22 protein-coding genes are annotated in these 25,147 nt (G+C 61.4%); 16 read left to right on the top strand and 6 right to left on the bottom strand.

Features of this window, described 5'->3' with window-relative positions:
• The first annotated feature begins 308 nt into the window (after positions 1-308).
• The 3 genes from C2846_RS14090 (at position 309) to C2846_RS14100 (ending at position 5,244) form a co-directional block, all read left to right on the top strand.
• Complete coding sequence (locus tag C2846_RS14090) at positions 309-2,399, top strand: NosR/NirI family protein (RefSeq protein WP_119701741.1); 2,091 nt, start codon at positions 309-311, stop codon at positions 2,397-2,399.
• Positions 2,400-2,518: 119 nt separating this feature from the next.
• On the top strand, positions 2,519-4,069 hold the full coding sequence (locus C2846_RS14095; RefSeq protein WP_080051217.1) for a class I adenylate-forming enzyme family protein: 1,551 nt from the start codon (positions 2,519-2,521) through the stop codon (positions 4,067-4,069).
• Positions 4,070-4,083: 14 nt separating this feature from the next.
• A complete protein-coding gene (locus tag C2846_RS14100; RefSeq protein ID WP_119701742.1) occupies positions 4,084-5,244 on the top strand; it encodes an acyl-CoA dehydrogenase family protein in 1,161 nt (386 codons plus the stop codon).
• On the opposite strand, the gene C2846_RS14105 is transcribed toward C2846_RS14100, so the two are convergent.
• Complete coding sequence (locus tag C2846_RS14105; protein ID WP_119701743.1) at positions 5,241-6,179, bottom strand: LysR family transcriptional regulator; 939 nt, start codon at positions 6,177-6,179, stop codon at positions 5,241-5,243. The genes C2846_RS14100 and C2846_RS14105 overlap by 4 nt on opposite strands.
• Positions 6,180-6,334: 155 nt before the next feature.
• On the opposite strand from C2846_RS14105, the gene C2846_RS14110 reads away from it, so the two are divergent.
• The 7 genes from C2846_RS14110 (at position 6,335) to C2846_RS14140 (ending at position 13,286) form a co-directional block, all read left to right on the top strand.
• On the top strand, positions 6,335-8,185 hold the full coding sequence (locus C2846_RS14110; protein ID WP_420849054.1) for a DUF1302 domain-containing protein: 1,851 nt from the start codon (positions 6,335-6,337) through the stop codon (positions 8,183-8,185).
• Positions 8,186-8,197: 12 nt separating this feature from the next.
• Positions 8,198-9,562 carry a DUF1329 domain-containing protein gene (locus C2846_RS14115; RefSeq protein WP_119701745.1) on the top strand — a complete coding sequence of 455 codons (1,365 nt, stop codon included), beginning with the start codon at positions 8,198-8,200 and terminating at the stop codon, positions 9,560-9,562.
• 13 nt (positions 9,563-9,575) lie between these two features.
• Positions 9,576-9,962: a YidH family protein gene (locus C2846_RS14120; protein ID WP_095623729.1), complete on the top strand. Its 387-nt coding sequence runs from the start codon at positions 9,576-9,578 to the stop codon at positions 9,960-9,962.
• On the top strand, positions 9,959-10,267 hold the full coding sequence (locus C2846_RS14125) for a DUF202 domain-containing protein (RefSeq protein ID WP_080051223.1): 309 nt from the start codon (positions 9,959-9,961) through the stop codon (positions 10,265-10,267). Before C2846_RS14120 ends, C2846_RS14125 begins: the two co-directional genes overlap by 4 nt.
• Positions 10,268-10,331: 64 nt before the next feature.
• A complete protein-coding gene (locus C2846_RS14130) occupies positions 10,332-11,303 on the top strand; it encodes a Bug family tripartite tricarboxylate transporter substrate binding protein (protein ID WP_165443829.1) in 972 nt (323 codons plus the stop codon).
• A gap of 21 nt (positions 11,304-11,324) precedes the next feature.
• Positions 11,325-11,774: a tripartite tricarboxylate transporter TctB family protein gene (locus tag C2846_RS14135; protein WP_080051225.1), complete on the top strand. Its 450-nt coding sequence runs from the start codon at positions 11,325-11,327 to the stop codon at positions 11,772-11,774.
• A gap of 12 nt (positions 11,775-11,786) precedes the next feature.
• Complete coding sequence (locus tag C2846_RS14140; RefSeq protein WP_080051226.1) at positions 11,787-13,286, top strand: tripartite tricarboxylate transporter permease; 1,500 nt, start codon at positions 11,787-11,789, stop codon at positions 13,284-13,286.
• Positions 13,287-13,333: 47 nt separating this feature from the next.
• Here the strand turns inward: C2846_RS14140 and dapA are convergent, their stop codons facing one another.
• Positions 13,334-14,212 carry a 4-hydroxy-tetrahydrodipicolinate synthase gene (gene dapA / locus C2846_RS14145; protein ID WP_080051227.1) on the bottom strand — a complete coding sequence of 293 codons (879 nt, stop codon included), beginning with the start codon at positions 14,210-14,212 and terminating at the stop codon, positions 13,334-13,336.
• Positions 14,213-14,739: 527 nt separating this feature from the next.
• Here dapA and C2846_RS14150 point away from each other — a divergent pair.
• The 3 genes from C2846_RS14150 to mapR all read left to right on the top strand — a co-directional run bounded on the left by C2846_RS14150 (position 14,740) and on the right by mapR (position 18,931).
• Entirely contained in the window at positions 14,740-15,996 is a 1,257-nt protein-coding gene (locus C2846_RS14150; protein ID WP_080051228.1) for a DUF1835 domain-containing protein, read from the top strand.
• Positions 15,997-16,099: 103 nt separating this feature from the next.
• On the top strand, positions 16,100-17,491 hold the full coding sequence (gene ccoG / locus C2846_RS14155) for a cytochrome c oxidase accessory protein CcoG (protein WP_119701746.1): 1,392 nt from the start codon (positions 16,100-16,102) through the stop codon (positions 17,489-17,491).
• Between the two features lie 30 nt (positions 17,492-17,521).
• Positions 17,522-18,931 carry a GntR family transcriptional regulator MpaR gene (gene mapR / locus C2846_RS14160; RefSeq protein WP_080051230.1) on the top strand — a complete coding sequence of 470 codons (1,410 nt, stop codon included), beginning with the start codon at positions 17,522-17,524 and terminating at the stop codon, positions 18,929-18,931.
• A gap of 55 nt (positions 18,932-18,986) precedes the next feature.
• On the opposite strand, the gene C2846_RS14165 is transcribed toward mapR, so the two are convergent.
• Both C2846_RS14165 and C2846_RS14170 read right to left on the bottom strand, forming a co-directional pair.
• Positions 18,987-19,886, bottom strand: coding sequence for a bile acid:sodium symporter family protein (locus C2846_RS14165; protein ID WP_119701747.1), 900 nt, complete (start codon positions 19,884-19,886; stop codon positions 18,987-18,989).
• Positions 19,887-19,945: 59 nt separating this feature from the next.
• Positions 19,946-20,761 carry a class II aldolase/adducin family protein gene (locus tag C2846_RS14170; protein WP_119701748.1) on the bottom strand — a complete coding sequence of 272 codons (816 nt, stop codon included), beginning with the start codon at positions 20,759-20,761 and terminating at the stop codon, positions 19,946-19,948.
• Positions 20,762-20,847: 86 nt separating this feature from the next.
• Here C2846_RS14170 and C2846_RS14175 point away from each other — a divergent pair, with 86 nt between their 5' ends.
• From C2846_RS14175 to C2846_RS14185, 3 genes are all read left to right on the top strand, one after another.
• On the top strand, positions 20,848-21,783 hold the full coding sequence (locus C2846_RS14175) for a LysR family transcriptional regulator (protein WP_119701749.1): 936 nt from the start codon (positions 20,848-20,850) through the stop codon (positions 21,781-21,783).
• Between the two features lie 214 nt (positions 21,784-21,997).
• The gene (locus tag C2846_RS14180) at positions 21,998-22,591 is read left to right on the top strand and encodes a lecithin retinol acyltransferase family protein (protein ID WP_205890225.1); all 594 of its coding nucleotides are present in this window, start codon (positions 21,998-22,000) and stop codon (positions 22,589-22,591) included.
• Positions 22,592-22,728: 137 nt separating this feature from the next.
• A complete protein-coding gene (locus tag C2846_RS14185; protein ID WP_080051234.1) occupies positions 22,729-23,748 on the top strand; it encodes a CNNM domain-containing protein in 1,020 nt (339 codons plus the stop codon).
• A gap of 60 nt (positions 23,749-23,808) precedes the next feature.
• Here C2846_RS14185 and C2846_RS18755 read toward each other — a convergent pair whose 3' ends face one another.
• Both C2846_RS18755 and C2846_RS14195 read right to left on the bottom strand, forming a co-directional pair.
• Positions 23,809-24,837 (bottom strand): carboxylesterase family protein, encoded by a 1,029-nt coding sequence (locus C2846_RS18755; protein WP_131038223.1) that lies wholly within the window; start codon positions 24,835-24,837, stop codon positions 23,809-23,811.
• Positions 24,785-25,147 (bottom strand): carboxylesterase family protein, encoded by a 363-nt coding sequence (locus tag C2846_RS14195; RefSeq protein WP_119701751.1) that lies wholly within the window; start codon positions 25,145-25,147, stop codon positions 24,785-24,787. The genes C2846_RS18755 and C2846_RS14195 overlap by 53 nt, the downstream gene beginning before the upstream one ends.

Below are 25,147 nucleotides of genomic sequence, written 5' to 3' on the forward strand. Positions count from 1 at the left end.
TTTTAAGCATCTGGACCGTCACCCTAGACTGAAGTAGCGGTTTTACCCTCCCCAAGTTGCATGGCGAGCGCAGCGCCACTGATCAAGCATTGACCCCATCACACAGGACTATGGATCGCCACGGGCCTACGGCCCTCGCGATGACTGGAGTTAGTGCAAGGCCGTACTGACCCGATGACGGGAGTTGGTGCGAGGCTGTGCTGGCGGGCCCGCACCCACACCGTCATTGCGAGACGCGTAGCGTCGTGGCAATCCAGGCGACCGGCTGGCCGTCACCCTATAACAAACAAGAAGCCACGGAGGCACCCATGCTCGCTCGTCTGATCCTGCTCGGCAGTCTGCTGCTCAGCAGCGCCCTGCACGCCGTACCACTCAAGGACGAGATTCAGAGCCTGTTTCCCAAAGCCACCCGGATCGACGACAAGCTGGCCAGCCCGGCGGTCTACCCGGTTTACCAGTTGGACGAGCTGATCGGCTACGCCTTCGAGTCCAATGACTACTCGACCCTGCAGGGCTTTTCCGGCAAACCGATCCGCCTGCTGATCGGCATGGACCCACAGGGCACCCTCACTGGCATCCACATCCTCGAACACCACGAGCCGGTGTTTTTGCATGGTCTGGGTGAGCAGTCGCTGTTCAACTTCATCGACCAGTACCGCAACACCAACATCGGCAAGCCGATCATCGTCGGTGGCCGGCGCAGCGGCGGCAGCGACTCGGTGCATCAGTTCGACGGGGTCAGCAAGGCCACGGTCTCGGTGGTGATTCTCAACGAAACAGTGATGATTTCCGCTATGGAGGTCGCCCGCAATCTGCTTGAGGGGTTTGCCCAGGGACCGCTGGCGATCGCCCGCCCGGAGCTGTTCGAGCCGCTGGAGTGGGGCCAGTTGTTGCAGCGCGGCTACCTCCAGCACTGGCGCCTGGACGATGCCCAGGTAGAACAGGCTCTGGGCCACTCGCTGAGCCATTACAGCCAGCTCGATGATGACCCTGAGCTGCCCTTCAGCGAGCTGTGGTTCGCCTACCTCAACGCGCCCAGCATTGGTCGCAACCTGTTGGGCGAACCGGCCTTTGGTCAAGTGATGGAACAACTCAAGGATGGAGAACAGGCTCTGCTGATCATCTCACGTGGACGTTACCGGCATGTACCGGACGACTTCATTCCCGCCAGCGCGCCGAGCCGGGTAGTGCTGGTGCAGAACGGCCACCCGATCGAGCTACATGACATGGACCTGGGCAGCGACCTGCTGCCGGACATCCCCGGACTCGAAGCCGAGCAACTGACCGCGCATATCTTCCGTATCAAGCCACATGCCGGCTACAACCCGGTTGGCGACACCGCGCTGCAACTGAACGTGACCCTGCAACGCAACCATCTGATTTCCAGCAGTACTCAGTTCACTCAGCCGTTCAGCCTAGATGAATCCCTGTTCGAGATTCAGGCCCCACCGGTGGCAACCAAATCCGTGCCCATGTGGTTGCGCATGTGGCAGGAGCGCTGGTGGCAGATTGTGGTGGTGATCGCCGCGCTGGCGCTGCTGAGCTGGATCTTCATCAACCAGCACCAGTTCAGCCGCAACAGCCGCCGTTTCCATCAGTTGCGCGCCGGTTTTCTGATCTTCACCCTGGTGTTTCTCGGCCTGTATGCCCAGGGCCAGCTCTCGGTGGTCAACATCTTCACCCTGTTTCTGGCGCTGTGGCAGGACTTCGATATCACGGTATTTTTGATGGACCCGGTGATCTTCATCCTCTGGAGTTTCACCTTCGTCAGCCTGTTCCTCTGGGGCCGCGGGCTGTTCTGTGGCTGGCTGTGCCCATTCGGCGCGTTGCAGGAAATGCTCGGCTGGGTGGCGAAAAAGCTCCGGATCAAGCAGTGGAAAGTACCTGACCCGCTGCACCAAAAACTGCAGTGGCTGAAGTACCTGATCCTGATCGTTCTGGTGCCGGTATCCTTCTATTCGCTGACCCTGGCCGAGCGCCTGGCCGAGGTCGAGCCGTTCAAGACCTCGATCACCTTGTTCTTCGTCCGCACCTGGCCGTTCGTACTCTACGCCGTGAGCCTGCTGGCACTGGGGCTGTTCATTCACAAGTTCTACTGTCGTTATGTCTGCCCGCTGGGCGCCGGTCTGGCAATCCTCGGCAAGCTGCGGCTGTTCTCCTGGCTAAAGCGCATCGACGCCTGCGGCCAGCCTTGCCAGCACTGCAAGAACCACTGCGAGATCAACGCCATCCACAAAAACGGCAAGATCGACTACGACGAATGCATCCAGTGCCTTGAATGCATCGTCATTCTCAATAACGACGACCAGTGCGTCGCCAGCATCAGTGCCCGCAAAAAAGCCGAAAAGGCGCGCAAGAACGATAATCTGATTGCCAGTGACTGGGTGCCGGCCAAATAGCAGGCCGCACCCACCCCATATCGAACCGGCATACCAACCATCAATTTGTTGTATTGGCAGGCGTTTAACCGGCGCTTGTAGGATTGCCTCCAAACAACAACCGATGCAGAGGAATGCCCGTGAATCTGGGAAAAATCCTGACCCGTAGCGCACGCTACTGGCCAAACCACGAGGCCGTAGTCGATTCGCGCAAACGCCTCACCTATGCCGAACTGGAATATCGCAGCAATTGCCTGGCCTCAGGCCTGCTCAACCTGGGTCTCAGTGCCGGCACCCATATCGCCATTCTGGCCCCCAACCGGGTCGAGCTGGTGGAAGCCGAAGTTGCCTTCTACAAGGCCGCCATGGTCAAGGTGCCGATCAATGCCCGGCTGTCGATTGAAGAAATCGTCCGGGTACTGGAAGACTCGTGCAGCAGTGCGGTCATCACCATCCCGGCGTTCGCCAAGGCCCTGCAACAACAATGCGAGCGGCTACCCAAGCTCCAGTGGATCATCAGCCTGGACGACGATGGTGGCGACATTCACTACCAGGACCTGCTGCTCAAAGGCAGCCCCGAGCCGATCAACGCCGACCCGGCCGATGAGCAACTGGCCGTTCTGCACTACACCTCCGGCAGCTCCGGAGTGCTCAAGGCGGCGATGCTCAGTTACGGCAACCGCAAGGCGCTGATCCGCAAGAGCAGCAACAGCCCTACCCGCCGCGCCCAGCCCGGCGAGGTCATGGCCCATGTAGGCCCCATTACCCATGCCAGCGGCATGCAGATCATGCCGCTGCTGGCGGTGGGTGCCTGCAACCTACTGATCGAGCAATACGACGATCAGAAGCTGCTGGAGACCATTCAGCGCGAGCGGGTCAACCGCCTGTTCCTGGTCCCGGCGATGATCAACCGTCTGGTCAACTTCCCCGGGGTCGAGAACTACGACCTCAGCAGCCTGAGCCTGGTGCTCTACGGCGCTGCCCCGATGGCACCCGCGCTGGTCAAGCGCGCCATGCAGGTATTTGGCCCGATTCTGGCCCAGGGCTACGGCGCCGGGGAAACCTGCTCGCTGGTCAGCGTGCTGACCGAGCGCGATCACATCGACAGCCTCAATGGCGACAACAAGCGTCTGGCGTCCTGTGGGCGCTGCTATTTCGAAACCGACCTACGGGTGGTCAACGACAACTTTGAAGACGTCAAGCCAGGCGAGATCGGTGAAATCGTCGCCAAGGGCGAAGACATCATGCAGGGCTACTGGCAGGCCCCGGAACTGACCGCCGAGGTCATGCGTGACGGCTACTACCTGACCGGCGATCTGGCCACGGTGGACGAGCTTGGCTACATCTTCATCGTCGACCGCAAGAAGGAAATGATTATCTCCGGCGGCTTCAACGTGTATCCCACCGAAGTCGAGCAGGTGCTCTACAGCCTGCCGCAGATCTTCGAGGCGGCGGTGGTCGGCGTACCCGACGAACAATGGGGTGAAGCGATCAAGGCGGTGGTGGTCCTCAAGCCCGGTCAGCAGCTCAGCGCCGAAGAGATCATCCAGTATTGCGGCCAGCACCTGGCCGGCTTCAAGAAACCGCGCAGCGTCGACTTCGTCAACGAACTGCCCAAGAACCCCAACGGCAAGGTGGTCCGCCGCCTGGTACGCGACGCGTACTGGCAGGGCGTGGCGCGCAAGATCTGATCCGGAGACAACTCATGATTCAACCCAGTGAAAAAGCTCAGGCGCTGATCGAGCGCATCAAGGCCTTCGTCAACGACGAAATCAAACCGCTGGAGCAACGCGAGGGCCTGCAGTGGGGTGAGGCCCCGCCCAAGGCACTGCTGCGCGATCTGTGGAAACGCTCCTGCGAGCAAGGTTTCTACAATGTGATGCTGCCCGCCGAACTGGGCGGCGCCGGGCTCAGTGTGGTCGACCTGTGCGCGGTCAAAGAGGCCACCGTGCTGAGCGGCACCCAACTGGCGCCGCATATTCTCGGCGAACTCAGCGGCCCGCCACGCATCGGCCACCTGTTCAAGGTCGCCAGCGAGCTGCAGATCGAGCAGTTCCTGCAGCCGGTGTGCCATGCCGACAAGGCGGTGTGCTTCGCCCTGACCGAAAGCGATGCAGGCTCCGACGCCTCGGCGCTGAAAACCAAGGCCGTACGCGACGGCGATCACTATTTGCTCAGCGGCAGCAAGCGCTACATCTCCGGCGCCTCCTACGCTGATATCGCCGTGCTGCTGGCGCAGACCGAAAGCGATGGCAAACCAGGCGGCATCTCGGCGTTCTTCGTCGATCTGCATGCACCCGGCGTGACGGTAAAGGATGATTACGGGGTAATGTCCGGCAAGGGCAGCCATGGCGATATCGTTCTGGATAACGTCAAGGTGCCGGTCGCCAACCTGATTGGTGAAGAAGGCCAGGGCTTCAAGCTGGCTATGGGGCGGATTACCCTGAACCGTCTGCTGCACTGCCCGACCATGCTCGGCATGGCCGGACTGGCGCTGGAACTGTCAATCCAGCATGCCCGCAGCCGCAGCCAGTTCGGCAAGCCGATCGCCATGTTCCAGGCCGTCAATCACATGATTGCCGACATGGCCACCGAGCTGACGGCTGCGCGCAGCCTGGTCTACACCAGCGCCGCGCAATACGATGCCGGCGGTGATATCCGCACTCAGGCCTCGATGTGCAAGCTGTTCGTCTCGGAGACCTGTTTCAGCATCATCGACCGCGCCGTGCAGGTGCATGGCGGGGCCGGGCTGATCCAGGGCCATCCGGTGGAGCTGCTGTTCCGCGCCAGCCGCATGATGCGCATCCTCACCGGCACCAGCGAGATTCAGCGCAATACCATCGCTAAGGGCATTTTGATGCCCTAGTCGCCATCAGCCGCCGGGCCAGGCTCCACCGGCTCGGCGTGCCAACGGCCAGAGCGTGCCAGGTCCAGCAGCAGGTTACGCACCAGATCGCGCATGCAGGAAGCAGCAAAGGTCAGCGGCCGGTGTACCGAGTAGGCAATCGACACAGTGCGGCGGATACTCGGCTCGATGATTCGGCGCGCCTGTGGATGGAACTGCTCCTCCAGCGCCGGCCAACTGGTAATGGTGGCCGCCAGCCCGCTCCTGACCAGGCTACTGATGCCTTGGGCCGAATGCTGCTCGTAGCAGATATTCAATGCCACCCCCTGCTGCATCGCCACCTGCTCCAGGCGCCGGCGCAAATGCAGCGAACGCGGCCCCATCACCAACGGCGAAGCCGCCGCCTCGGCAAACCGGATAGTCGGGCCCAGGGTTGGCATGTCGATACGCCCGTACCAGCACAGTTCCTCCACCAGCACCGGCTCGGCACGAACATGCTCAAGCTCCTCGGCATTGGGCACCACACCAAAATCGACCTTGCCCAGCTCAATCGCCTGCCCGCCTTCAGTACTCAGACCGTCACGTACATGTACCTCAATACCGGGAAACTTCTCCCGCGCCTGGGTGATGATCAGCGGCAGCAACAGCGCCGATGCCGCTACCGGAATAGCAATCGACACCTGGCCCTTGGGATCGCCCTTGGTGGAGACCAGCTCATCCTTGACCGAGTCGATTTTCTGAATCACCGAGCGCGCCACTTCGTAGAGCCGGCGCCCGGCATCGGTCAGCACCACGCCGTCATGCTGGCGTTCCAGCAGGCGCATTTCCAGCTCCTCTTCGAGCATGCCGATCTGCCGGCTCAAGGCCGGCTGGGCGATATAGGCATTGCGCGCCGCCGCCGAGAAACTGCCAGCCTCGGCGATGGTGATCAGATAACGCAGTTGCTTCAGAGTCATGGCAACGGACCTTTCAGGGGCATATCAAAACGGCATGGAGCATATCGAAATACTGTATTTGTGAGCATTTTTTAGCCGCCCTAGTATGACAGCCATCACGAACAAGCATAAACCACCCATAACCTACTTATAATAAAAAGAGGTTCACAGTGTTGATAAACAGAACGGGCAACCAGCCCCCCTTCCGCCTGCTGCTGTTGTCTCTGGCCTGTGCCGCCGCGCCTGTCTCAGCCGCCAACTTCCAGTGGGGCGAAATCGACGGCCAGATCACCTCCTCGCTGTCGATTGGCGCCAGCATCTCGACCGCCAACCCGGACCCGGACCTTATGCGGGCCGCCAGCGGTGACGACGGTCGACGCAACTACCGCTCCGGTGATGTCTTTTCCAAGCTGTTCAAGGGCACTCATGACCTGGAGCTGCGCTACGCCGACAGCGGCGTGTTCCTGCGTGGCACCTATTGGTACGACTACGCCCTGCGCGATGAGAACCAGCGTTTCAAAAACGTCGAGGACTCCGGGCGCAAGAACGCTGCCAAGTCGGCCGGCTTCGAGTTGCTGGATGCATTTGTCTACCACAACTACAGCATTGGTGATCAACCCGGCTCGGTGCGCCTGGGTCGCCAGGTGATCAACTGGGGCGAAAGTACCTTCATCCGTGGCGGTCTGAATGTCATCAACCCGGCCAACGTCGCCGCCCTGCGCCGGCCCGGCTCGGAAATCAAGGAAGGCCTGACCCCGGTCAACATGCTCTACGGTATGCAGAACCTGACCGACAACCTGTCCGCCGAGGCGTTCTACCAGCTCGAGTGGGACCAGACCGTGCTGGATAACTGCGGCACCTTCTTCGCCGGTAACGACACCCTGCCCGATGGCTGCGACGGCCTGTTCGTCGGCGGTGATTTCAGCGGCAACGCCACCGCCCGTCAGGCCCTGGACCCGTTCGGGGTAAATCTTGATCCGCAAGGCATCCAGATTCGTCGTCGTGGTGACAACGATGCACGTGACAGCGGCCAGTGGGGCATGGCCCTGCGCTGGTTCGTACCGGCACTGGATACTGAACTGGGCTTCTACGCTGCTAACTATCACAGCCGCCTGCCCTACAGCAGCTCGATCGCCAGCCCCTACCTGACCAACACCGACTTCGCCCCGCAACTGTGTGCCAACCTGGGCCTGGCTGGCGCAGCCTGCTCAGGCTTTCTCGCCAGCGATGCCGGACGCAATCTGGCTGGGGTTCTGCGTATCGGCACTTCGGGCTACTTCGCCGACTACCCGGAAGATATCCGCCTGTACGGCCTGACCTTCGCCACTACCCTGCGCAGCGGCACCGCACTGCAGGGCGAGCTGAGCTATCGACCGAATCTGCCGCTGCAGTTCAACGGCACCGATCTGGTCCAGGCCTCACTGAACAATCCGGATCGCTCGCCGCTGGTTGCCAGTGGCGCCGTGAACTCGGTCGACAATGGCGTCTCCAGCGGTTATCGGCGCAAGGAAGTCACCCAGTTGCAGGTCAGTGCTACCCACGGTTTCACCCGGGTGATGGGCGCCGACAGCATGATTCTGATCGGTGAAGTCGGCATGACCTGGGTTGGCGGGCTGGAGGGCCGGTTCGGCCCGCGCTACGGCCGCAACAGCACCTATGGCCAGGGCGAACTGCGTGACAACAGCATCTGCCTGGCCAACTCGCAGACGCCACAACACTGCAACAACAAGGGCTTCGTCACCCGCCACTCCTGGGGCTATCAGGCCCGGGCAGTCTGGAACTACCTGGATGTAATCGCCGGCATCGACCTGCGCCCCAGCCTGTCCTGGTCGCATGACGTAAAAGGCTATGGGCCGAATGAGACGTCCGCCTTCAACGAAGGCTCACGCGCCATCAGCCTGGGCCTGAACGCCGCCTTCAACAGCACCTACAACGCCAGTGTGTCGTACACCAATTTCATGGATGGCGATTACGGCGTACGCGCTGATCGTGACTTCGTCAGCGTCAGCTTTGGCATTACTTTCTGAGCGAGCCATACAATGACAAACTTCAAACGCACCCATGGCCTGATCCTCTCTTCCATCCTGCTCAGCCTGCCGGCTCTAGCCGCAGCTCAAAGCGAGCAGGCCGCCCGTCTGGGCGACGACCTGACACCCATCGGCGCCGAACGCGCCGGCAATGCCGACGGCAGCATTCCAGCCTGGACCGGCGGCCTGGCGCAAGACGCCGCGCAGGTCCATGCCAACGGCACACCCACAGATCCCTTCGCCAGCGAGCAGCCACTGTTCACTATCACGTCCGAGAATCTTGAGCAGCATCGCCAGCAGCTCAGCCCCGGCCAACTGGCCACCTTCAATCGCTACCCAAGCAGCTACCGGATACCGGTCTACCCCACGCATCGCAGTGTCGATCTGCCGGATCACGTCAAGCAGTCGGCCGCTCGCAATCTGGGCCAGGCCCGGCTGGTCAATGACGGTAATGGCCTGGAGGGTTTCGCAGGAGCCATCGCCTTCCCTATTCCGAAAAATGGCCTGGAGGTAATCTGGAACCATATCACCCGCTACCGTGGTGGCAGTTCACGCACCGTTAGCGATACCGCCGCCCCCTACCCCAATGGCAGCTACAGCATCACCACCACGGAGCAGTTTTTTACCCAGCGCGAATACCTGACCGATCACGCCCCCGGTAAAGCCGATGACCTGCTGTTTCTCTACAGCCACAAGATCATTGCCCCTGCCCGCCAGATCGGTGAGGTAGTACTGGTGCATGAAACTATCGACCAGGTTAAGAATCCACGCCGCTCCTGGATCTACAACGCCGGCCAGCGCCGTGTGCGTCGAGCTCCGAGTCTTTCCTACGACTTCACCGGCGCCACCACCGCCGGGTTACGTACTGCCGACAGCCGCGACATGTTCAATGGCGCCCCGGATCGTTACCACTGGGAGCTGGTCGGCAAACGCGAGCTGTATGTGCCGTACAACAGTTATCGCCTGGCCTCTCCGGAGCTCAAGTACAGCGACATCGTGCACCAGGGCCACCTCAACCAGGAGCACACCCGCTACGAGCGGCACCGGGTCTGGGAAGTGGTCTCCACCCTCAAGGATGGCCAACGGCATATCTACTCCAAGCGCCGCTATTTCATCGACGAGGACAGCTGGGCGATTTTGCTGGCCGATCATTACGACAGCCGTGGCGAGCTCTGGCGGGTAGGCGAGAGCCATGCCTTCTACAATTACCAGCAACAGGCTCCCCTCAGCGCTGGCGACCTGTTCTATGACCTGCACAGTGGCCGCTACATCATCACCGGCATGGGCAACGAACAGCGCAGTGCCTACGACTTCAGCTACCGCGCCAGCAGCTCCGACTATTCACCCGGCGCGCTGCGCAGTGCTGGCGTGCGCTGATCCGGAGCCTCTGGTGAACTCGCGTCTCCAACAACTGCGGCTGTCATTCAGGAGCCTGAACCTGAATGACGGCCAGGCACCCGACCCGCGCTTTACCCTGGCCAACGAGCGAACCTTTCTGGCCTGGATCCGCACCGCGTTGGCCTTGCTTGGCGGTGGCGTGGCTATCGAAGCCTTCACCGTGGAGTTGCTCGAACCGCTGCTGCGCACCTTGCTGGCCACCGCACTGATCGGCCTGAGTGCCACACTCAGCCTGGGTGCCTGCTGGCGCTGGCTGAGGGTCGAACGGGCGCTGCGGCATCGTCAGCCACCACCGATCTCCGAACTGGTGCCGTTGCTGACCCTGGCCGTAGCCCTGCTGGCCATGGTCAGTGCTGGCCTGTTCTGGGGGCTGGCATGAGCGTCAGCCGCGATGAGGGCTTGCAGGTCGAACGGACTCTGCTGGCCTGGGTACGCACTCAGGTGGCACTGGCCATGTTTGCCGGCCTGACCCTGCACTGGTTCGGCCTGCATCACCTCAGTGCCCTGTTCATGGCCGTACTGCCATTGCTATTGTCATTGTCTCTGTATGTCGGCCAGCGCCGCCGCTTCAAGCGCCAACTGGCGATGCTCGCTGCCGAACAGGGACAACCTTCGCTGCTGCCGGTGATGAGCGTGGGCCTGGGTGTGAGTGTGCTGGCGCTGATCGCCGTCAGCGCGCTCTAGAAGTATCCGGCTCGCCGCCAGGGCGCCCGGACAACCAATAACAATGATTCAGAAGGTGCTATTCATGCTGTCTGCCCTCACCCGGCTCAAGGATCGAAGCCGTTTGCCCCTGCTGATGATCTGGCTGCTGGTCATGGCTGGCGTTTCCTCCGCCCAGGCCGACACCGACTGGCCGAACAAACCGCTGAATCTGCTGGTCGGCTTCAGTCCGGGTGGCGGTGCCGATACCCTGGCGCGGCTGGTCGCCCGGGAACTGGAAAGCGAACTCGGACAGCCGGTCATCGTGCGCAACATTGCCGGTGGCGGCGGGATCGTCATGGCCACCAGTCTGAAGTTCGCCGCCGCTGACGGCTATACCCTGGGCATGGCCGCCAACTCGGCGTTCGACGGCATGCCCTGGGTGGCCCCGCTGCGTTACGACACTTACGACTTCGACTACCTGACCACCATCAGCCAGTTGCAGAACGCCCTGGTCGCCAGCGGCAACGCGCCGTTTTCCAACTGGGACGAAATGATCGCCTATGGACGCCAGCACGGCCTGAACTACGGCTCGGTGTCGCCAATCACCCGTGAGGTACTGAACATGGTGGCCGAGCGCGAAGGCATCCGCATCCGCATCATTCCGATGCGCGGCGGCATGGAGATCATGAACAGCCTGATTGGCGGCCATATCGACATTGCCTGGAGCGCCGGGATCCACCAGGCCTTCCTGCGCAACGGCAAGATTCGGGTGATCGCCTCACTGAACGATGAGCGGCTGCGTACCTCACCACAGCAACCGGCCATCACCGAACTGGGCTACCCGATGGGCTATACCGGCTATTTCATGTTCGCGGTACCCAAAGGCATGCCAGCGCAGATCCATGAGCGTCTGTCGGCAGCCCTGATCAGGGCCAGCCAGTCGCCCACCGTGGCGCAACTGGCCGAACAGCGCATGGGCTTTCCCAATATCGTGATGAGCCCTGAGCAGCTTACCGAGTTCATTCACAGCGCCGCCGAGGATTATCGCCGGGCCGCTGCCGACTCAGCACCCTGACCCAAGGAGCCTGCTACTGCCATGCTTGAACGTAACCTTGACCTGTGGGCCGGCCTGCTGATCACAATCGCCGGCCTGATTGGCCTGTTCTATCTGATCCCGAACCATATCGGCGCCGGCTTCGGCTTTGGCCTGTCACCGCGCTTTTTCCCCTACCTGTGCGTGGGCGCCATCACCGTGCTGGGCGCGCTGCTGTTCATTACCCGGCTACGCGACAAGCAGCCTTCGACCCGGCGTATCGAACTGAACCGCCGCAGCCTGCTGCGTCTGTTGTTGCTGATCGGCCTGATGGCCGTGAGCCTGTTGCTGCTACAACTAATCGGCTATCTGGCTGGCGCCATGTTCCTGGTGGCCACCTTCATGCTGGCGATGGGCGAGCGCCGACTCAGCTGGATTCTGCCAACGGCGGTGGTCTGGCCGCTGCTGCTCTGGCTGTTGTTCAAACTGGCGCTGGGCGCCCCCCTGGACTGACGAGGATTGACCATGCACGATCTGCTGCTGGGGCTGGCCGACGCCTTTACCCTGACCAATCTGCTATACATCGCCCTCGGCGTACTGATCGGCCAGATCTTCGCCGCCGCACCCGGCGTCGGCGCGCTGATGGCCATCACCATCGCCGTGCCCTTCACTTTCTATCTCAGCCCGGTCACCGCCATTGGCCTGCTGGTCGGCATCAACAAGGGCGGCACCCTGGGCGGGGCGGTCTCGGCCATTCTTATGAACACCCCAGGTTCACCGGAGGCCACCGCCACCACCTTCGACGGCTATCCAATGTCGCGCAAGGGCCAGGCACTCAAGGCCCTGCGCACCGCTCACGCCTCATCGGTGACCGGCGACGCTCTGAGCGATCTGGTGCTGTTCCTGGTCGCAGCACCGCTGGCACTGGTGGCCATGCGCATGGGTCCGCTGGAAATGGCCGCAGTGGTACTGGTCGCCTTCGTGGTCGTTGGCGGCATGGTCGGCAACTCCGTACTCAAGGGCCTGATTGCCGCCGCCCTTGGCGTGCTCCTGAGTCTGGTCGGCACCGATCCGGAAACTGCCGGTGAGCGGCTATCTTTCGGCATCCCGGAACTGATGGATGGTCTGGCCATCAGCGCGGTGGGCATCGGCGTGCTGGCACTTGGCGAAATCTTTCGTCAGGCCATCTATCACCAGCGCGGCAGCCTGCACCGGCTACCGGATGCCGGCCTGGGCAATCCGGCACAGAACCATTTTGGCTGGCGCGACTATCGCCACATCGCCCCCACCATTTTCAAGTCGACCGGCATAGGCACCCTGATCGGCGCCATTCCGGGGCTGGGTTCGACTGCCGCCGCCTTCCTCGGTTATGCCTCGGCCAAGCGCTCGGCGAAAAACCCGGAGAACTTCGGCAAGGGCGATATCCGTGGCGTCGCCGCCACTGAAGCGGCCAACTCGGCGGTCGTCGGCTCCAACTTCATCCCGCTGCTGTCGCTCGGAATTCCCGGCAACGTCGCCGCTGCGCTGATTCTCGGTGCCTTCGTCATCCACGGCATCACCCCCGGCCCGCAACTGTTCACCGATCAGGCCCGGCTGGTATACGCGATCTTCGGCGCCATGGTTATCGGCACCCTGTGCAATCTGTTCTTCGGCCTGTTCACCATGCGCCTGTTCGCCAAGATCATCCGCCTGCCGCTCCAACTGATTCTGCCCTGCGTCGTGCTGCTGTGCGTGACCGGCATCATCGTCGCCAGCAACTTGTTCAGCGCCTGGCTGCTGATCGGCTTCGCCGCGCTGGGCTTTCTGATGCGCATGCTGGACTTCTCCTTCGTCACTTTCATCATCGGCTTCGTACTCGGCCCGATGTTCGAACTCAACGTGCGCCAGAGCGTGCTGCTGGCTGACGGCAACATTGGCTATCTGCTGGACCGGCCCATTGCCTGCGCCTTCATTCTCCTGGCGCTGGTACTGATCTGGCGCCTGAGCCGGCGTCAGGCACAAGCCGGCAAACGATTGGCTGTCTGAACCCTCCCTTTCCGCGAGCGTATGCTCGCGGATTCTCCATACTCAGTTCATGCCTGGGCCGCTCTGGCCCGAGCAAGTCCCAAGCCCAACAACAACTCACGCACGCCATCGCTGCTGCCCAGCAGCGGCGCCCGCAACTCATCGGCAATCAGCCCCTGCAAGGCCAAGGCCGTCTTGACCGGGGCCGGATTCGGTTCGCTGAACAGGGTCTGAATCAACGGTAGCAAGCTGAAAAAAGTCGCCCGGGCGGCCAGCCACTGCTGGCTCTGCACCTGTTCATACAACGCCACGAACTGTTCGGGATGAATATGCGCAGCAGCAGCGATCGCCCCCTGAGCGCCCAGGCACAGGGCCGGGAAGATCTGGGCGTCTTCGCCGACCAGAACCGCCGCATTGCCACTGGCCAGCAGCGCCAGGGTGTTAGCCGGGTTGCCGCCGCAGTCCTTGACCGCCACGATGCGCTCATGCCGGGTGATATTCAGCAACGTCTCACAGGCCAATGTGGCCCCGGTACGATAGGGAATATCGTAGAGAATGACCGGCAGCCGGCTGCGCTCGGCCACGGTATTGAAAAAGCTCTCCAGCGCCGCCTGCGACGGGCGGATGTAATACGGCGCCGGCACCAGTACAGCGGCCAGCGAGCGTTGCTGGATCTCGTCCAGCCGGCCCAGCAGATCCGCCAGGTGATTGCCCGCCAACCCCATGACCACCTGCTCAGCCGGGGCCAGTTCCAGCACCGCATCCAGCACCGCCAACTGTTCAGCCTGGCTCAGGGCCGCGGCCTCACCAGTGGTGCCACACACCACCAGGCCATGCACCCCGGCATTCAGCAGATGGCCAACCAGGCGCCGCAAACCGACAAAGTCGACCTGGCCCTGATGAAACGGGGTAACCACAGGTACCCAGATACCTTGAAACGATGACATGACACTCCTCCTGATCAATGACCGATTCGGTGCTGTCAGAGGAGAGAAAGGGGCTAGCGGGGATCGAGTCCGGGGCAGGTTCCTGTCAGCTCATCTGACAGGACAGTGCGCCCGGTCAAATAAGCGACTGTTTCTTTGATTTCTTGGCGACCACGGCGCAACGCTCGCAACCGGCCTGGCCGGTACGGGAAACAATTGCACTACTGAGCAGGGTTAATAACATGACATTGCCTGATATGGGTCGCTCAGCACTTTTAACGGTTCGGAGGGATCGGCGTCAAGCCGGTGACCGTTTTTTTACCTCAGTCATGCTGGCGGCAAGTTGGCTTCGGTCTGTATACCGCTGGCTGGCTCACCAGTCTGTTGATAGCCGCAGCGACTTGACAGCCCTCCTGCCCTCAGCGAACCTTGGCGGCAACGCCGCCAGGCGTCTCCGTCCGCGGAAAGGGCTGCGCCCAAGGCATCAAACCACAGTTCCATACGAATCCCGGCCTGCCGGGCGGACACAGGCTTGTCAGGGGAGTCGTATGTCCGCACAGCACACCATTCGTCACGGCCGTTTCAATCTCGAGCAGCAGCGCAAACGCGCCAAGGACCTGCTCAAAGCCATCAACCGCCAGGAACCCGAAGCACTGGCCCGTGTAGTCCGGCATATTCCGCCACGCGAACAACCACTGAAACTGGCCGATGCCCAGTGGGTGATTGCCCGTGAGTGCGGGTTCAGCAGTTGGCCCAGGCTCAAGGCGCATATCGATGCGCTGGATTTTGCCAGTCGCCATGCGGGGCTGCATGGCGATCAGGATGCCAGGACCCTGCATATCCGTTGTGGCTCGGACATTCAGCACAGTCTCAAGGTCGCCGGTTTCAGCGGTGACTTTCTCGAGTTTTCCGACCCGTTCTGCATCGGCCCGGTGCCGGCCAGCGATGACCAGACCCTGATCCAGCAACGCGCCGCTTTCCTCGCCAGCGCCTTTGATCTGAAACCGGCCGATTCACTGGCCCGACTCAGACAGGCCTACTCGACCCTGGAGCGACTGGACGAGTACGAACGCCTGGTGCTGTGGTTCGAGCATGACAGCTACGATCAGTTGATTCTCGCCTACCTGTTGCACCGGCTGCATCATGAGCCGCCCAAAGCACGCATTGAGCTGATCGCAGTGGACAGTATTCCCGGTGTCGAGCGCTTCATTGGTATCGGCCAACTGGCGCCAGATCTGCTGGCCTGGCTCTGGCCCCAGCGCCAGCCGGTCAGCACGGAACTACTACGGCTGGGCAGCCAGGCCTGGGCAGCGATCAGCGCAGACACGCCGCACGCCCTGACCGAACTGATTGCCACAGGCACCCCGGCACTGCCGATGATGGGCCGAGCACTGCATCGACATCTGCGTGAGCTACCGGCCCGGAACACCGGCCTGAGCCTGAGCGAAAGCCAGATTCTGCAGATCGTCGCTGAGCACGGTCCATTACCGGTCGGCAAGGCCTATGCGCATCTGATGGCTGAACGCGAGCCCCTGCCCTATCTCGGCGACCTGATGTACTGGTGGCTGATTCAGCCACTGCTCAACGCCGCCGAACCGTTACTGGCAATTGTCGCGGACGCCGAGGCCAACTGGCCGCAACGCCAACTCGCCCTGACCGCAACCGGACAACGGGTGCTTGCCGGCCAAATAAACTGGCTGAGCCTGCCCCATAGCGAGCGTTGGGTCGGGGGTATACGCATCGTTCCCGGCCAACCGAACTGGTGCCTGTCCTGCGACCTTATGCCACGCGCCGAAAGGCGCTGAATTCCATCTGATATGGTTTTTATTTGAAAACCTGAGTCTGTTACGTATCAGCCGCGCCAACGATCATCCTCATCAGCCTGATAACGACTGATGGGGTAACACCATGAGCGAGAGAATTCCCGCCAAGATCATTGACACCGGTACCGCCTATGGCCCCGACGGCCCTATTCACACCCGCAGCTTCAGCGGTCGCTACCGTCTGTTGCGGTTGCTCGGCGCCGGGGCGCTGTTTGTGCTGTTCTTTGGTACGGCCTGGCTGAGCTGGAATGAACGGCAAGCGGTGCTGTGGGACTTGGCCGCCCGCAAATTCCATATCTTCGGCGCTACCTTCTGGCCGCAAGACCTGATTCTGCTGTCAGCGATTCTGATCATCGCTGCCTTCGGCCTGTTCTTCATAACCGTGGTCGCCGGTCGCATCTGGTGTGGCTACACCTGCCCACAAAGTGTCTGGACCTGGATTTTCATGTGGGCGGAAAAGGTCACCGAAGGCGATCGCCATCAACGCATACGCCTGGATGCCGCCCCCTGGTCGGCCAACAAGTTGCTGCGCCGCAGCGCCAAACACGCCATCTGGCTGGCCGTCAGCCTGATCACCGCGTTGACCTTTGTCGGTTACTTCACCCCGATCCGCGAACTGGCCAGCAACCTGCTGACCTTTAACCTGGGTACACAGTCGGCTTTCTGGCTGTTCTTCTTCACCGCCGCCACCTACATCAACGCCGGCTGGCTGCGGGAAAAGGTCTGCCGCGACATGTGCCCCTATGCCCGCTTCCAGAGCGTGATGTTCGACCGCGACACCCTGGTCATCGCCTATGATGCCGAGCGCGGCGAACAGCGTGGCCCCCGACGCAAGGACAGCGACCCGAAAGCCCAGGGCCTGGGTGACTGCATCGACTGCACCCTGTGCGTACAGGTGTGCCCAACCGGGATCGACATTCGCAACGGCCTGCAATTCGAGTGCATAGGCTGCGCGGCCTGTATCGATGCCTGCGACAGCGTGATGGACAAGATGGGTTATGCCCGTGGCCTGGTCCGCTACACTTCGGAACGGGCGCTGGCGGGTGAACGTACTCACTGGCTGCGGCCACGGCTGATCGGCTATGCCGGTATGCTGGTGTTGATGATTGGACTGTTTGTCGTCGCCCTGATCGAGCGGCCACTGATGTCGCTGGATGTCACCCGCGACCGCAACCTGTTCCGCGAGAACAGTGCCGGACAACTGGAAAACGCCTATAGCCTGAAAGTCATCAACAAACGTCAGCAGGCTGGCCACTACCAACTGAGCCTGGACGCGGCAGAGGATTTCCAGCTGGCAGCACCTGGCCCCGTATTGCTGAGCGCTGAAGACATCCGCGACATTCCGGTCAGTGTCGTCTGGACCGGTGAGCAGGCTCCCGCTCCGCGCCAACACATCCGTTTCGTGTTGACCGCGCTGGATGACAGCGGCCCGCCAGTGGTGGCCAAATCCACCTTCGTGGCGCCGGTACGCCGCTAGCTGCACAACGCTGTAAGTCTGGAGACGCTGATGAAACGCTATGAACGCCTGGCCGATGATATCGCCGGCCTGATCCGCAACGGTATTCTGGCCCCCGGAGAGAAAATCCCCTCGGTGCGCCATGCCAGCCAGACTTACGGGGTGAGCCCGTCCACCGTGTTTCAAGCCTATTATCTGCTTGAGGACCGTGGGCTGATTCAGGCCAGAGCCCGCTCCGGTTATTTTGTCCGGGCCCTGGCCGGTCTGCCGCTGCCGGAGCCACAACCCAGCCCGGCCGCACATGAAACCACCGATGTCGACGTCAGCGAACTGGTCTTTTCGGTACTCGGCTCACTGAAGAACCCACATACTGTGCCCTTCGGCTCAGCCTTTCCCAGCCCTGACCTGTACCCGCTAGCCCGACTGGCACGCTCCATGGCGCACAGCCTGCGCACGCTGGCACCGCATGACATCATTGCCGACATGACCGCCGGCAATCCGGATCTGATGCGCCAGATTGCCCTGCGCTACATGGTCGGCGGGGTCAGGCTGCCGATGGAGGAGCTGGTCATCACCAACGGCGCACTGGAGGCCCTCAACCTGTCGTTGCAGAGCGTGACCCAGGCCGGTGATCTGGTGGCCATCGAATCCCCGGCCTTCTATGCCTGTTTGCAGGTACTTGAACGCCTGCAGCTGAAAGCTGTGGAAATCCCCGTACATCCGCGTGACGGGGTGGACCTGAACGTTCTGCGTGATCGACTGCGCAGCTTGCCGATCAAAGCCTGCTGGTTCATGAGCAGTTTTCAGAATCCGGTGGGCTCCAGCCTGAGCGAACTGCGTAAGCTGGAACTCTACGGCTTGCTGCGCGAGCATCAGGTACCGCTGATCGAAGATGATGTGTATGCCGAACTGTACTTTGGCGAACGTCCGCCCAGGCCGATCAAAAGCCTCGACGACGACGGCCTGGTGATGCATTGCGGCTCATTCTCCAAAAGCCTGGCGCCCGGCTACCGGGTTGGCTGGGTAGCCGGCGGGCGCTTTGCCGAACGGATTGCCCGGCTCAAGCTGATGACCACCATATCGCCCTCAGTGCCGGCCCAGACCGCCATTGCCGATTACCTGCAGCATGGCAGCTATGACCGCCACCTGCGCAAGCTGCGCTACACCCTGGAGCGCCAGCAGGATGCCATGCTGGCGTCGGCGGCACGGCACTTTCCCCAGGGCACCCGCGTAACCCGCCCCAGCGGCGGCTATTTTCTCTGGTTCGAATTCCCCGAACAGGTCGACTCATTGCAACTGTTCAAGCTGGCCCTGGCCCAGGGCATCAGCCTGGCACCGGGGCCAATCTTTTCCGCCAGCCAGGGCTTTCGCCACTGCGCGCGTCTGAACCACGGCCACCCCTGGAGCACTGATAGCGAACAGGCCATGGAACTACTCGGGCGCATGCTGCGGTCGTTCTGACAGGCAATCTGCGGTGCCGCTCAGCCAAGGCACAGCCCGCACCGCCACAGCCTGATCAGCTAACCGACGACGACTCCAAGCGGCCAGCGGCTGCGACAGCCTGCTGCCTGCGCCGCACCAGCACCACCAGCCCGGCGCTGACATACATCACCAGTGAATACAGCGCCGCCGGCACCGCCAGTTGCTCGTCCTGCAAGAAACTGGTGGCGATCAGGATGGCCAGGGTGCTGTTCTGGATGCCGGTTTCCAGGGTGATCGACGTGGTCTGCGCCGCATTCAGGCGCAGCGCCAGGGCCAGCAGCAGGCCCAGCGTCAGCATGCCCAGATTGAGCAGAACGATGGCCGCGCCGGTCTGGTGCAGCCCGGCCAGCACATCGTCGCCCTCACGTACCAGTACCCCCAGTACCAGCATCGCCAGAAACAGCGCACCGAACAGGCTGATCTTCGGTTCCAGCCAGCGCGCCACTCGCTCGCTGCGGGCCCGGACCCACATCCCAATTACTACCGGCAGCAGAGTCATCAGCAGCAAACTGAGCATCATCTGCAACGCTGGCACCTGCACGCTTTGATAGCCGCCACCAAAGACCATGAACGCCAGCCCGACCAGCAGCGGAATACTGATCACCGCCAGCAGGCTGCTGACGGCGGTCAGACTGACTGACAGCGCCAGATCACCGCGCGCCAGCCAAGTCACCAGATTGGAGGTCACCCCGCCGGGACAGGCCGCCAGCAGCACCAGGCCGATGGCCAATGCCGGCGTCGGCATCAGCCAGGCCGCCAGAGCAAAGCCAACCAAGGGTAACAGCAGCATCTGCCCGCCGAGCCCGGCCAGAGCCGGGCGGGGAAAACAAAAGATACGGGTAAAGTCGCCGGGGCTGAGCGTCAGACCCATTCCCAGCATGATGACAAACAGACACAGGGGCAGCAGCACCTGTGCAACAAGATCGCCGGCCATGAATTATCCTCGCCGGGTGCGATGCTTGCGCCCCGCCCCGGCTTGTCGTTATGTCGAGGTCAGTCGAGCAGATCGGGCTGCAGCCGCGCGATCATCTCGTACTGCGGCTGGAAGTTGCCCCACACCACCAGGTCCGAGCCGGTGAAGGCGCGGGTCTTGCGCGCGATCTCGACCGGAATCGGCTGGGCATCGGCACCGGCTGCCTGAACCAGCAACTGGGTCTCGCAAGACTTCTCCAACTGGATGAACAGCGACACCGCGCTGTCTACATCCTTGCCCACGGTCAGCAGGCCATGGTTCTGCAGAATCAGTCCAACATGGCCCTCGGCCAACTGATCGGCAATCGCATCACCTTCACCCTGCTGATGCACCACGCCGTTGAACTGCGAAAACACCGCATGCCGCTCGAAGAACACGCAGCCATCCTGAGTCAGCGGCTGCAACGGCTTGCCGAACGCCGACCAGGCCCGCCCCTTGGGCGAGTGAGCATGGGCCACGGCATTGATCTGCGGGTAACGGGCATGGATACGTGAATGGATCATGAACGCCGCCAGATTGACCAGGGCTTCACCTTCGACCAGCTTGCCGCTGTGATCCAGACGCACCAGATCGCTGGCGCGAATCAGCGCAAAGTGCACACCCACCGGATTGACCCAGAAGGTGTCCGGCTCGACCGGATCGCGCACGGTGATGTGCCCGGCCAGTCCTTCATCGAACTGGTACAGGGCAAACAGCCGGAATGCCGCCGCCAGCCGCTGCTTGAGATAGGCGCGGTGCTGGTAGGGATCGGTGAAACTTGGCGGCAGCGGAATCTTCGCTGCACGCTCGCCACCCACGGTGCTCATTTTTACCTGCTCGATCATGCTGCTGTTCATTGTTATTCCTCAGTCAGGCTCGCAAGAACCTGCGACACTAACGCGGCACAACCTATGTGTATAATGGCTATTTTTCAGGAATTTCTATGCAGGAAATTCATTCAAAGGGCGATCTCAACCTGTTTCGCGTGTTGCTGGCCGTGGCTGATAGCGGCAGTACCATCGAGGCCGCCAATCAACTGCACCTGTCGCAGTCGGCGGTCTCCCATGCCCTACGGCGGCTGCGCGAGATGCTCGGCGACCCATTGTTCGTCAAGCATGGCCGGCAACTGGTAATGACCGCCCACACCCGCAGCATCCTGCCCAGAGTGCGCAGCGCCCTGGACGAACTGGCCACCACCACCCTGCGGCACAGCGCCTTTGACCCCACCCGTTCAGCCATGACCTTCCGCTGCGGGCTGCGTGATGCATTGGAGTTTCTGCTGATGCCGACCCTGCTGCAACGCGCCCGCACACAGCACTGGCAAGTGCGTTTTCATAGTCAGCGGGTGCTGGGCGAAGACATCGAGGCGCGGATTCTGGCCGGCGAGCTGGATGTGGCGGTCAATCTGGAATATCCGGTCAGCGAGCAACTGGCCAGCCGCGAGCTGGTGCGCGAACAGCTCAGCGTCATGGTCGGCCCCCAGCACCCGGCCTACCACAGCGGCCAGTTGAGTCTGGACGACTACGCCGAGGCCGAGCATGTGCTGGTGACCCTGACCGAACGCGAACGCAGCCTGGTTGAGCAGGACTTGCTCGGCCTGCAAGGCCAGCAGCGGCGCATCGCCCTGCACTGCGAGCACTACCATGCCGCTGCCCAGGTGGTCGCTCAGACCGACCTGCTACTGACCATGCCGCGCAGCTACGCGCAGAATCTGGCCCGGCTCAACGGCAACCGGTTACTTGCGCTGCCCTTCCCCAGCCGACCGATTCCGGTACGTCTGTACTGGCGCAAGTCACTCGGCCAGGAACCTTATATGCGCTGGCTGCTGGCGGAACTGGAAGCCTTGCTGCGCGGCATGCAGTCAGCCGCTGCGCCATAGGCCCCAAAACCGGGTAATCCACCGCCACTCACCGCACTCACACAGCCTGCGGGTGACTTGAGCATTTGCTCATATCCGCAGTGTTGTTGAGCATTTGCTCACTCTTTTCGGCCTCTGCATGGCAGAACACCCGCTGAACAGGCGGCTGGCACGCTTGATGCTTGATCACAAACATACCAACGAATCGACAAAGCCCCCCAGGCAGGAGATTCCCATGTTCAACGCTCAGCCCATCGCCATGAACTTCACCGACGACCCGCATCTGGCTCTCTGGGATCTTGGACGTGAGCTGGAGCCGGCTGCCGGGACCCATCTGATCAGCCCGCGCAATGGCTATTGGCACCATGGCATCTATGTTGGCCGAGGCCGGGTGGTTCACTACGCTGGGTTGTGCCGTGACATTCATGGCGGACCGGTAGAAGAAGTCGGCATCGACCGTTTTGCCGCCGGCGAACCAGTGTTGATCCACCAGCGCCCTGACACGACGTTCAGCGGCCGCGAAGTTGTGCACCGCGCCCGCTCACGCCTGGGAGAACGCCGCTATCACATCCTCACCAACAACTGCGAACACTTCTGCAACTGGTGCCTGAGCGGTCAGCACCGCAGTTATCAAGTGCGCAGCTACCTGATCCACCCGCTGGCCGCCTACCGCCTGGCCCGGCGGCTGGCACCGCGCTGGCTGGGTCAGCTTGGCGGCGTGCAAAGCTGGCTGGATGGGCTTGTCAGCCGCTGGAGTCTAAACACTATCAAGTTGGGCTGGCCGCATTGGGGTAGCCTGAACAGACTGCGTACATGGCTCGGCTACTGACGACAAGATCTGGTTCTGATCAATATCAGCCAGATCAGCATTGAAACATTTAGAAATATCTGTACGCAACAGCCAGCACAGCCGTTAACACACAACTGGAATAGAATATTCACTCTATTGGCCACCACCCCCCATACATGACTCTCCTGATAGCGTTTGCTGTCCTATCCATTCTGGTTTCCTTTCTCTGTTCCGTACTTGAAGCAGCGCTGCTGTCAATGACACCAAGCTTCATCGCCAACCAAAAAGCCGAAAAGCCTCGGCTCTACGAGCGCCTCAAGCACCTCAAGGAAAACGTCGACCAGCCACTCGCGGCGATCCTCACACTTAATACTGTGGCGCACACGGTCGGCGCCACCGGAGTCGGTGCGCAGGTCACTATAGTGTTCGGCGATGGCTACCTGGGTATTGCCTCCGCAATCATGACCCTGCTGATCCTGGTTCTCTCTGAAATTCTGCCCAAGACTTTGGGGGCACGCTACTGGCCAATACTTGCGCCAGTACTGCCGTCTTTTCTTAACGGCATGATCGTACTGCTCAAGCCGTTCATTCTACTATCCGACCTGGTTACCCGCAGTCTCGGCGGCAAGACACCCGAACATAACATCCGCGAAGAGATCAAGGCGCTAGCGCTGCTCGGCCGTGAACTGGACAAACTCGACGACGACGAACAGCGCGTGATCAGCAATGTGCTGGACCTGCATATGATTCGCCTGCGAGACATAATGACTCCACGCACCGTGTGTGAAGCGCTGGCTCCAGAGATGTCGCTGGCCGACGCCCTGACCCGCGTGCAAGACAGTCAGTTCTCACGCTACCCGGTGATCAGCGACGACGAGACCCCCCTCGGCGTAGTGTTCAGGGTCGATATCCTTGGCACCGACGACCTAAGCGCACCTGTGTCCTCGGTAATGAAACCGGTCAAGGTGGCGCAAGACTCACAGAATGTCGAAGCCCTGCTTAGTCAACTGCTCAACGAACAGCAGCACCTGTGTCTGGTATACGACGAGTTCGGTAGTTGGGGTGGACTGGTGACAATGGAAGACATCATTGAGACGCTGATTGGCAAACCGATTCTTGATGAAACGGACGACATCCCGAACATGCGCCGACTGGCCAAGCGACTGTGGGAGCACCGACTAAAAGCGGTGCGCTGAACACAACAGATCCCGGCCTAAAGCCCCCCCGCCTTAACCACCGCGGGGGGGGGCTTTAGCTCACTGCATCGCTGCCTCAAGCCCGGTCTTCACGCTGCTCTGAGCGTCAGGACCGATCTCGACAAAGGTGTCATTCTCGCGTGTAAACACCGGCCAGTCGAAGCCTTCGATACTGGGGTTACCGGTTTTGGCGAAGTTGGTCCACATGGTCATGGTCAGATCAGCGATCTGATCATCGTCCGCGCCGTACTCCATTGACAGAAACACATCCTGCGCATCGCCCTGGCTACCGCTTACGCCATTACCGTTGAGGTCCCCAATTACCGGGCGCTGACCCTCGGGCGTCAGGACCAGCCCCAGCTGATAGTTCTGCACCATGCCCGCTGGATGGTTGAACAGATAGGGCAGCTCGCAACCATGACAACTGCGCAGGCCCATGTCCGCCCAGCCATCAGGAACACGGCTGAACTTGTAGATGAACTGCTCCGACTGATAGGTATCGGAGCGCTGGGCCAGCCAGATTGGCAGAAATGCTCTGAGCGTGTCGTAGTCGCCGGACGTGACACCGGCCATCAGGGGTACATCGCTGGGCATTCCATCGAGCGCATTGCGGTAGTAGGTATCAGGCTGGTAGTAGTTGTCGGCATTGGGCCGGTAGGTCTGACGCGGAATGCTGTTGATCAGGTCGGCCTGCGCAAAAGCAGTCCAAGGCAGTGCCCGGGCTTCCTCCAGGGTTGTAACCCCGGTCCGCTCGAACAACGCCATACCGATAGCCTCCGATTCGGCCAGCGACACCTCCGGGCCGCTGATGGTGTCGAGCGGGGCAAAACCGCTCATCACAATCGCCTTGTGGAACAGCCCGGTGGCCTGCGGCGAATTCATCAACGAATAGGTTTTGCCACCGCCGCCGGACTGGCCGAACAGCGTCACGTTATTCGGGTCACCACCAAAGCCAGCGATATTGTCCCGTACCCACTCCAGGGCCATGACCAGATCCATCTGACCGTAATTGCCTGAGCCGTTATAACCGCTCTCTTCAGTCAGCAGCGGGTGGGCAATGTAGCCGAATGGTCCCAGCCGATGATTCACGGTTACCAGCACTACACCNATAACCGCTCTCTTCAGTCAGCAGCGGGTGGGCAATGTAGCCGAATGGTCCCAGCCGATGATTCACGGTTACCAGCACTACACCCTTTTCAGTAAGCCCTTCAGGGTTGTTGTACTGACTGGAGTTGGCCGACAGGATGGCGAAGGAGCCACCGTGAAACCAAACCATGACCGGCAGATTGTCGGCATCCTTGGGAGCCGTGATGTTCAGATACAGCGAATCCTCGCTCATGCCGCCCTTGTTGACCGCCTGCAAGGTCGGATCCTGAGCCGCCTGATCACTCCAGGCCAC

It is taken from the genome of Pseudomonas jilinensis (assembly GCF_003586265.1).
Lineage (GTDB): Bacteria > Pseudomonadota > Gammaproteobacteria > Pseudomonadales > Pseudomonadaceae > Halopseudomonas > Halopseudomonas phragmitis.

What these genes read in the sequence shown, in the direction of transcription:
- C2846_RS14090 (WP_119701741.1), top strand. Translation starts at nt 309, where the DNA reads ATGCTCGCTCGTCTGATCCTGCTCGGCAGTCTGCTGCTCAGCAGCGCC.
- C2846_RS14100 (WP_119701742.1), top strand. Translation starts at nt 4,084, where the DNA reads ATGATTCAACCCAGTGAAAAAGCTCAGGCGCTGATCGAGCGCATCAAG.
- C2846_RS14105 (WP_119701743.1), bottom strand. Translation starts at nt 6,179, where the DNA reads ATGACTCTGAAGCAACTGCGTTATCTGATCACCATCGCCGAGGCTGGC.
- C2846_RS14115 (WP_119701745.1), top strand. Translation starts at nt 8,198, where the DNA reads ATGACAAACTTCAAACGCACCCATGGCCTGATCCTCTCTTCCATCCTG.
- C2846_RS14125 (WP_080051223.1), top strand. Translation starts at nt 9,959, where the DNA reads ATGAGCGTCAGCCGCGATGAGGGCTTGCAGGTCGAACGGACTCTGCTG.
- C2846_RS14130 (WP_165443829.1), top strand. Translation starts at nt 10,332, where the DNA reads ATGCTGTCTGCCCTCACCCGGCTCAAGGATCGAAGCCGTTTGCCCCTG.
- C2846_RS14135 (WP_080051225.1), top strand. Translation starts at nt 11,325, where the DNA reads ATGCTTGAACGTAACCTTGACCTGTGGGCCGGCCTGCTGATCACAATC.
- C2846_RS14140 (WP_080051226.1), top strand. Translation starts at nt 11,787, where the DNA reads ATGCACGATCTGCTGCTGGGGCTGGCCGACGCCTTTACCCTGACCAAT.
- dapA (WP_080051227.1), bottom strand. Translation starts at nt 14,212, where the DNA reads ATGTCATCGTTTCAAGGTATCTGGGTACCTGTGGTTACCCCGTTTCAT.
- C2846_RS14150 (WP_080051228.1), top strand. Translation starts at nt 14,740, where the DNA reads ATGTCCGCACAGCACACCATTCGTCACGGCCGTTTCAATCTCGAGCAG.
- ccoG (WP_119701746.1), top strand. Translation starts at nt 16,100, where the DNA reads ATGAGCGAGAGAATTCCCGCCAAGATCATTGACACCGGTACCGCCTAT.
- mapR (WP_080051230.1), top strand. Translation starts at nt 17,522, where the DNA reads ATGAAACGCTATGAACGCCTGGCCGATGATATCGCCGGCCTGATCCGC.
- C2846_RS14165 (WP_119701747.1), bottom strand. Translation starts at nt 19,886, where the DNA reads ATGGCCGGCGATCTTGTTGCACAGGTGCTGCTGCCCCTGTGTCTGTTT.
- C2846_RS14170 (WP_119701748.1), bottom strand. Translation starts at nt 20,761, where the DNA reads ATGAACAGCAGCATGATCGAGCAGGTAAAAATGAGCACCGTGGGTGGC.
- C2846_RS14175 (WP_119701749.1), top strand. Translation starts at nt 20,848, where the DNA reads ATGCAGGAAATTCATTCAAAGGGCGATCTCAACCTGTTTCGCGTGTTG.
- C2846_RS14180 (WP_205890225.1), top strand. Translation starts at nt 21,998, where the DNA reads ATGTTCAACGCTCAGCCCATCGCCATGAACTTCACCGACGACCCGCAT.
- C2846_RS14185 (WP_080051234.1), top strand. Translation starts at nt 22,729, where the DNA reads ATGACTCTCCTGATAGCGTTTGCTGTCCTATCCATTCTGGTTTCCTTT.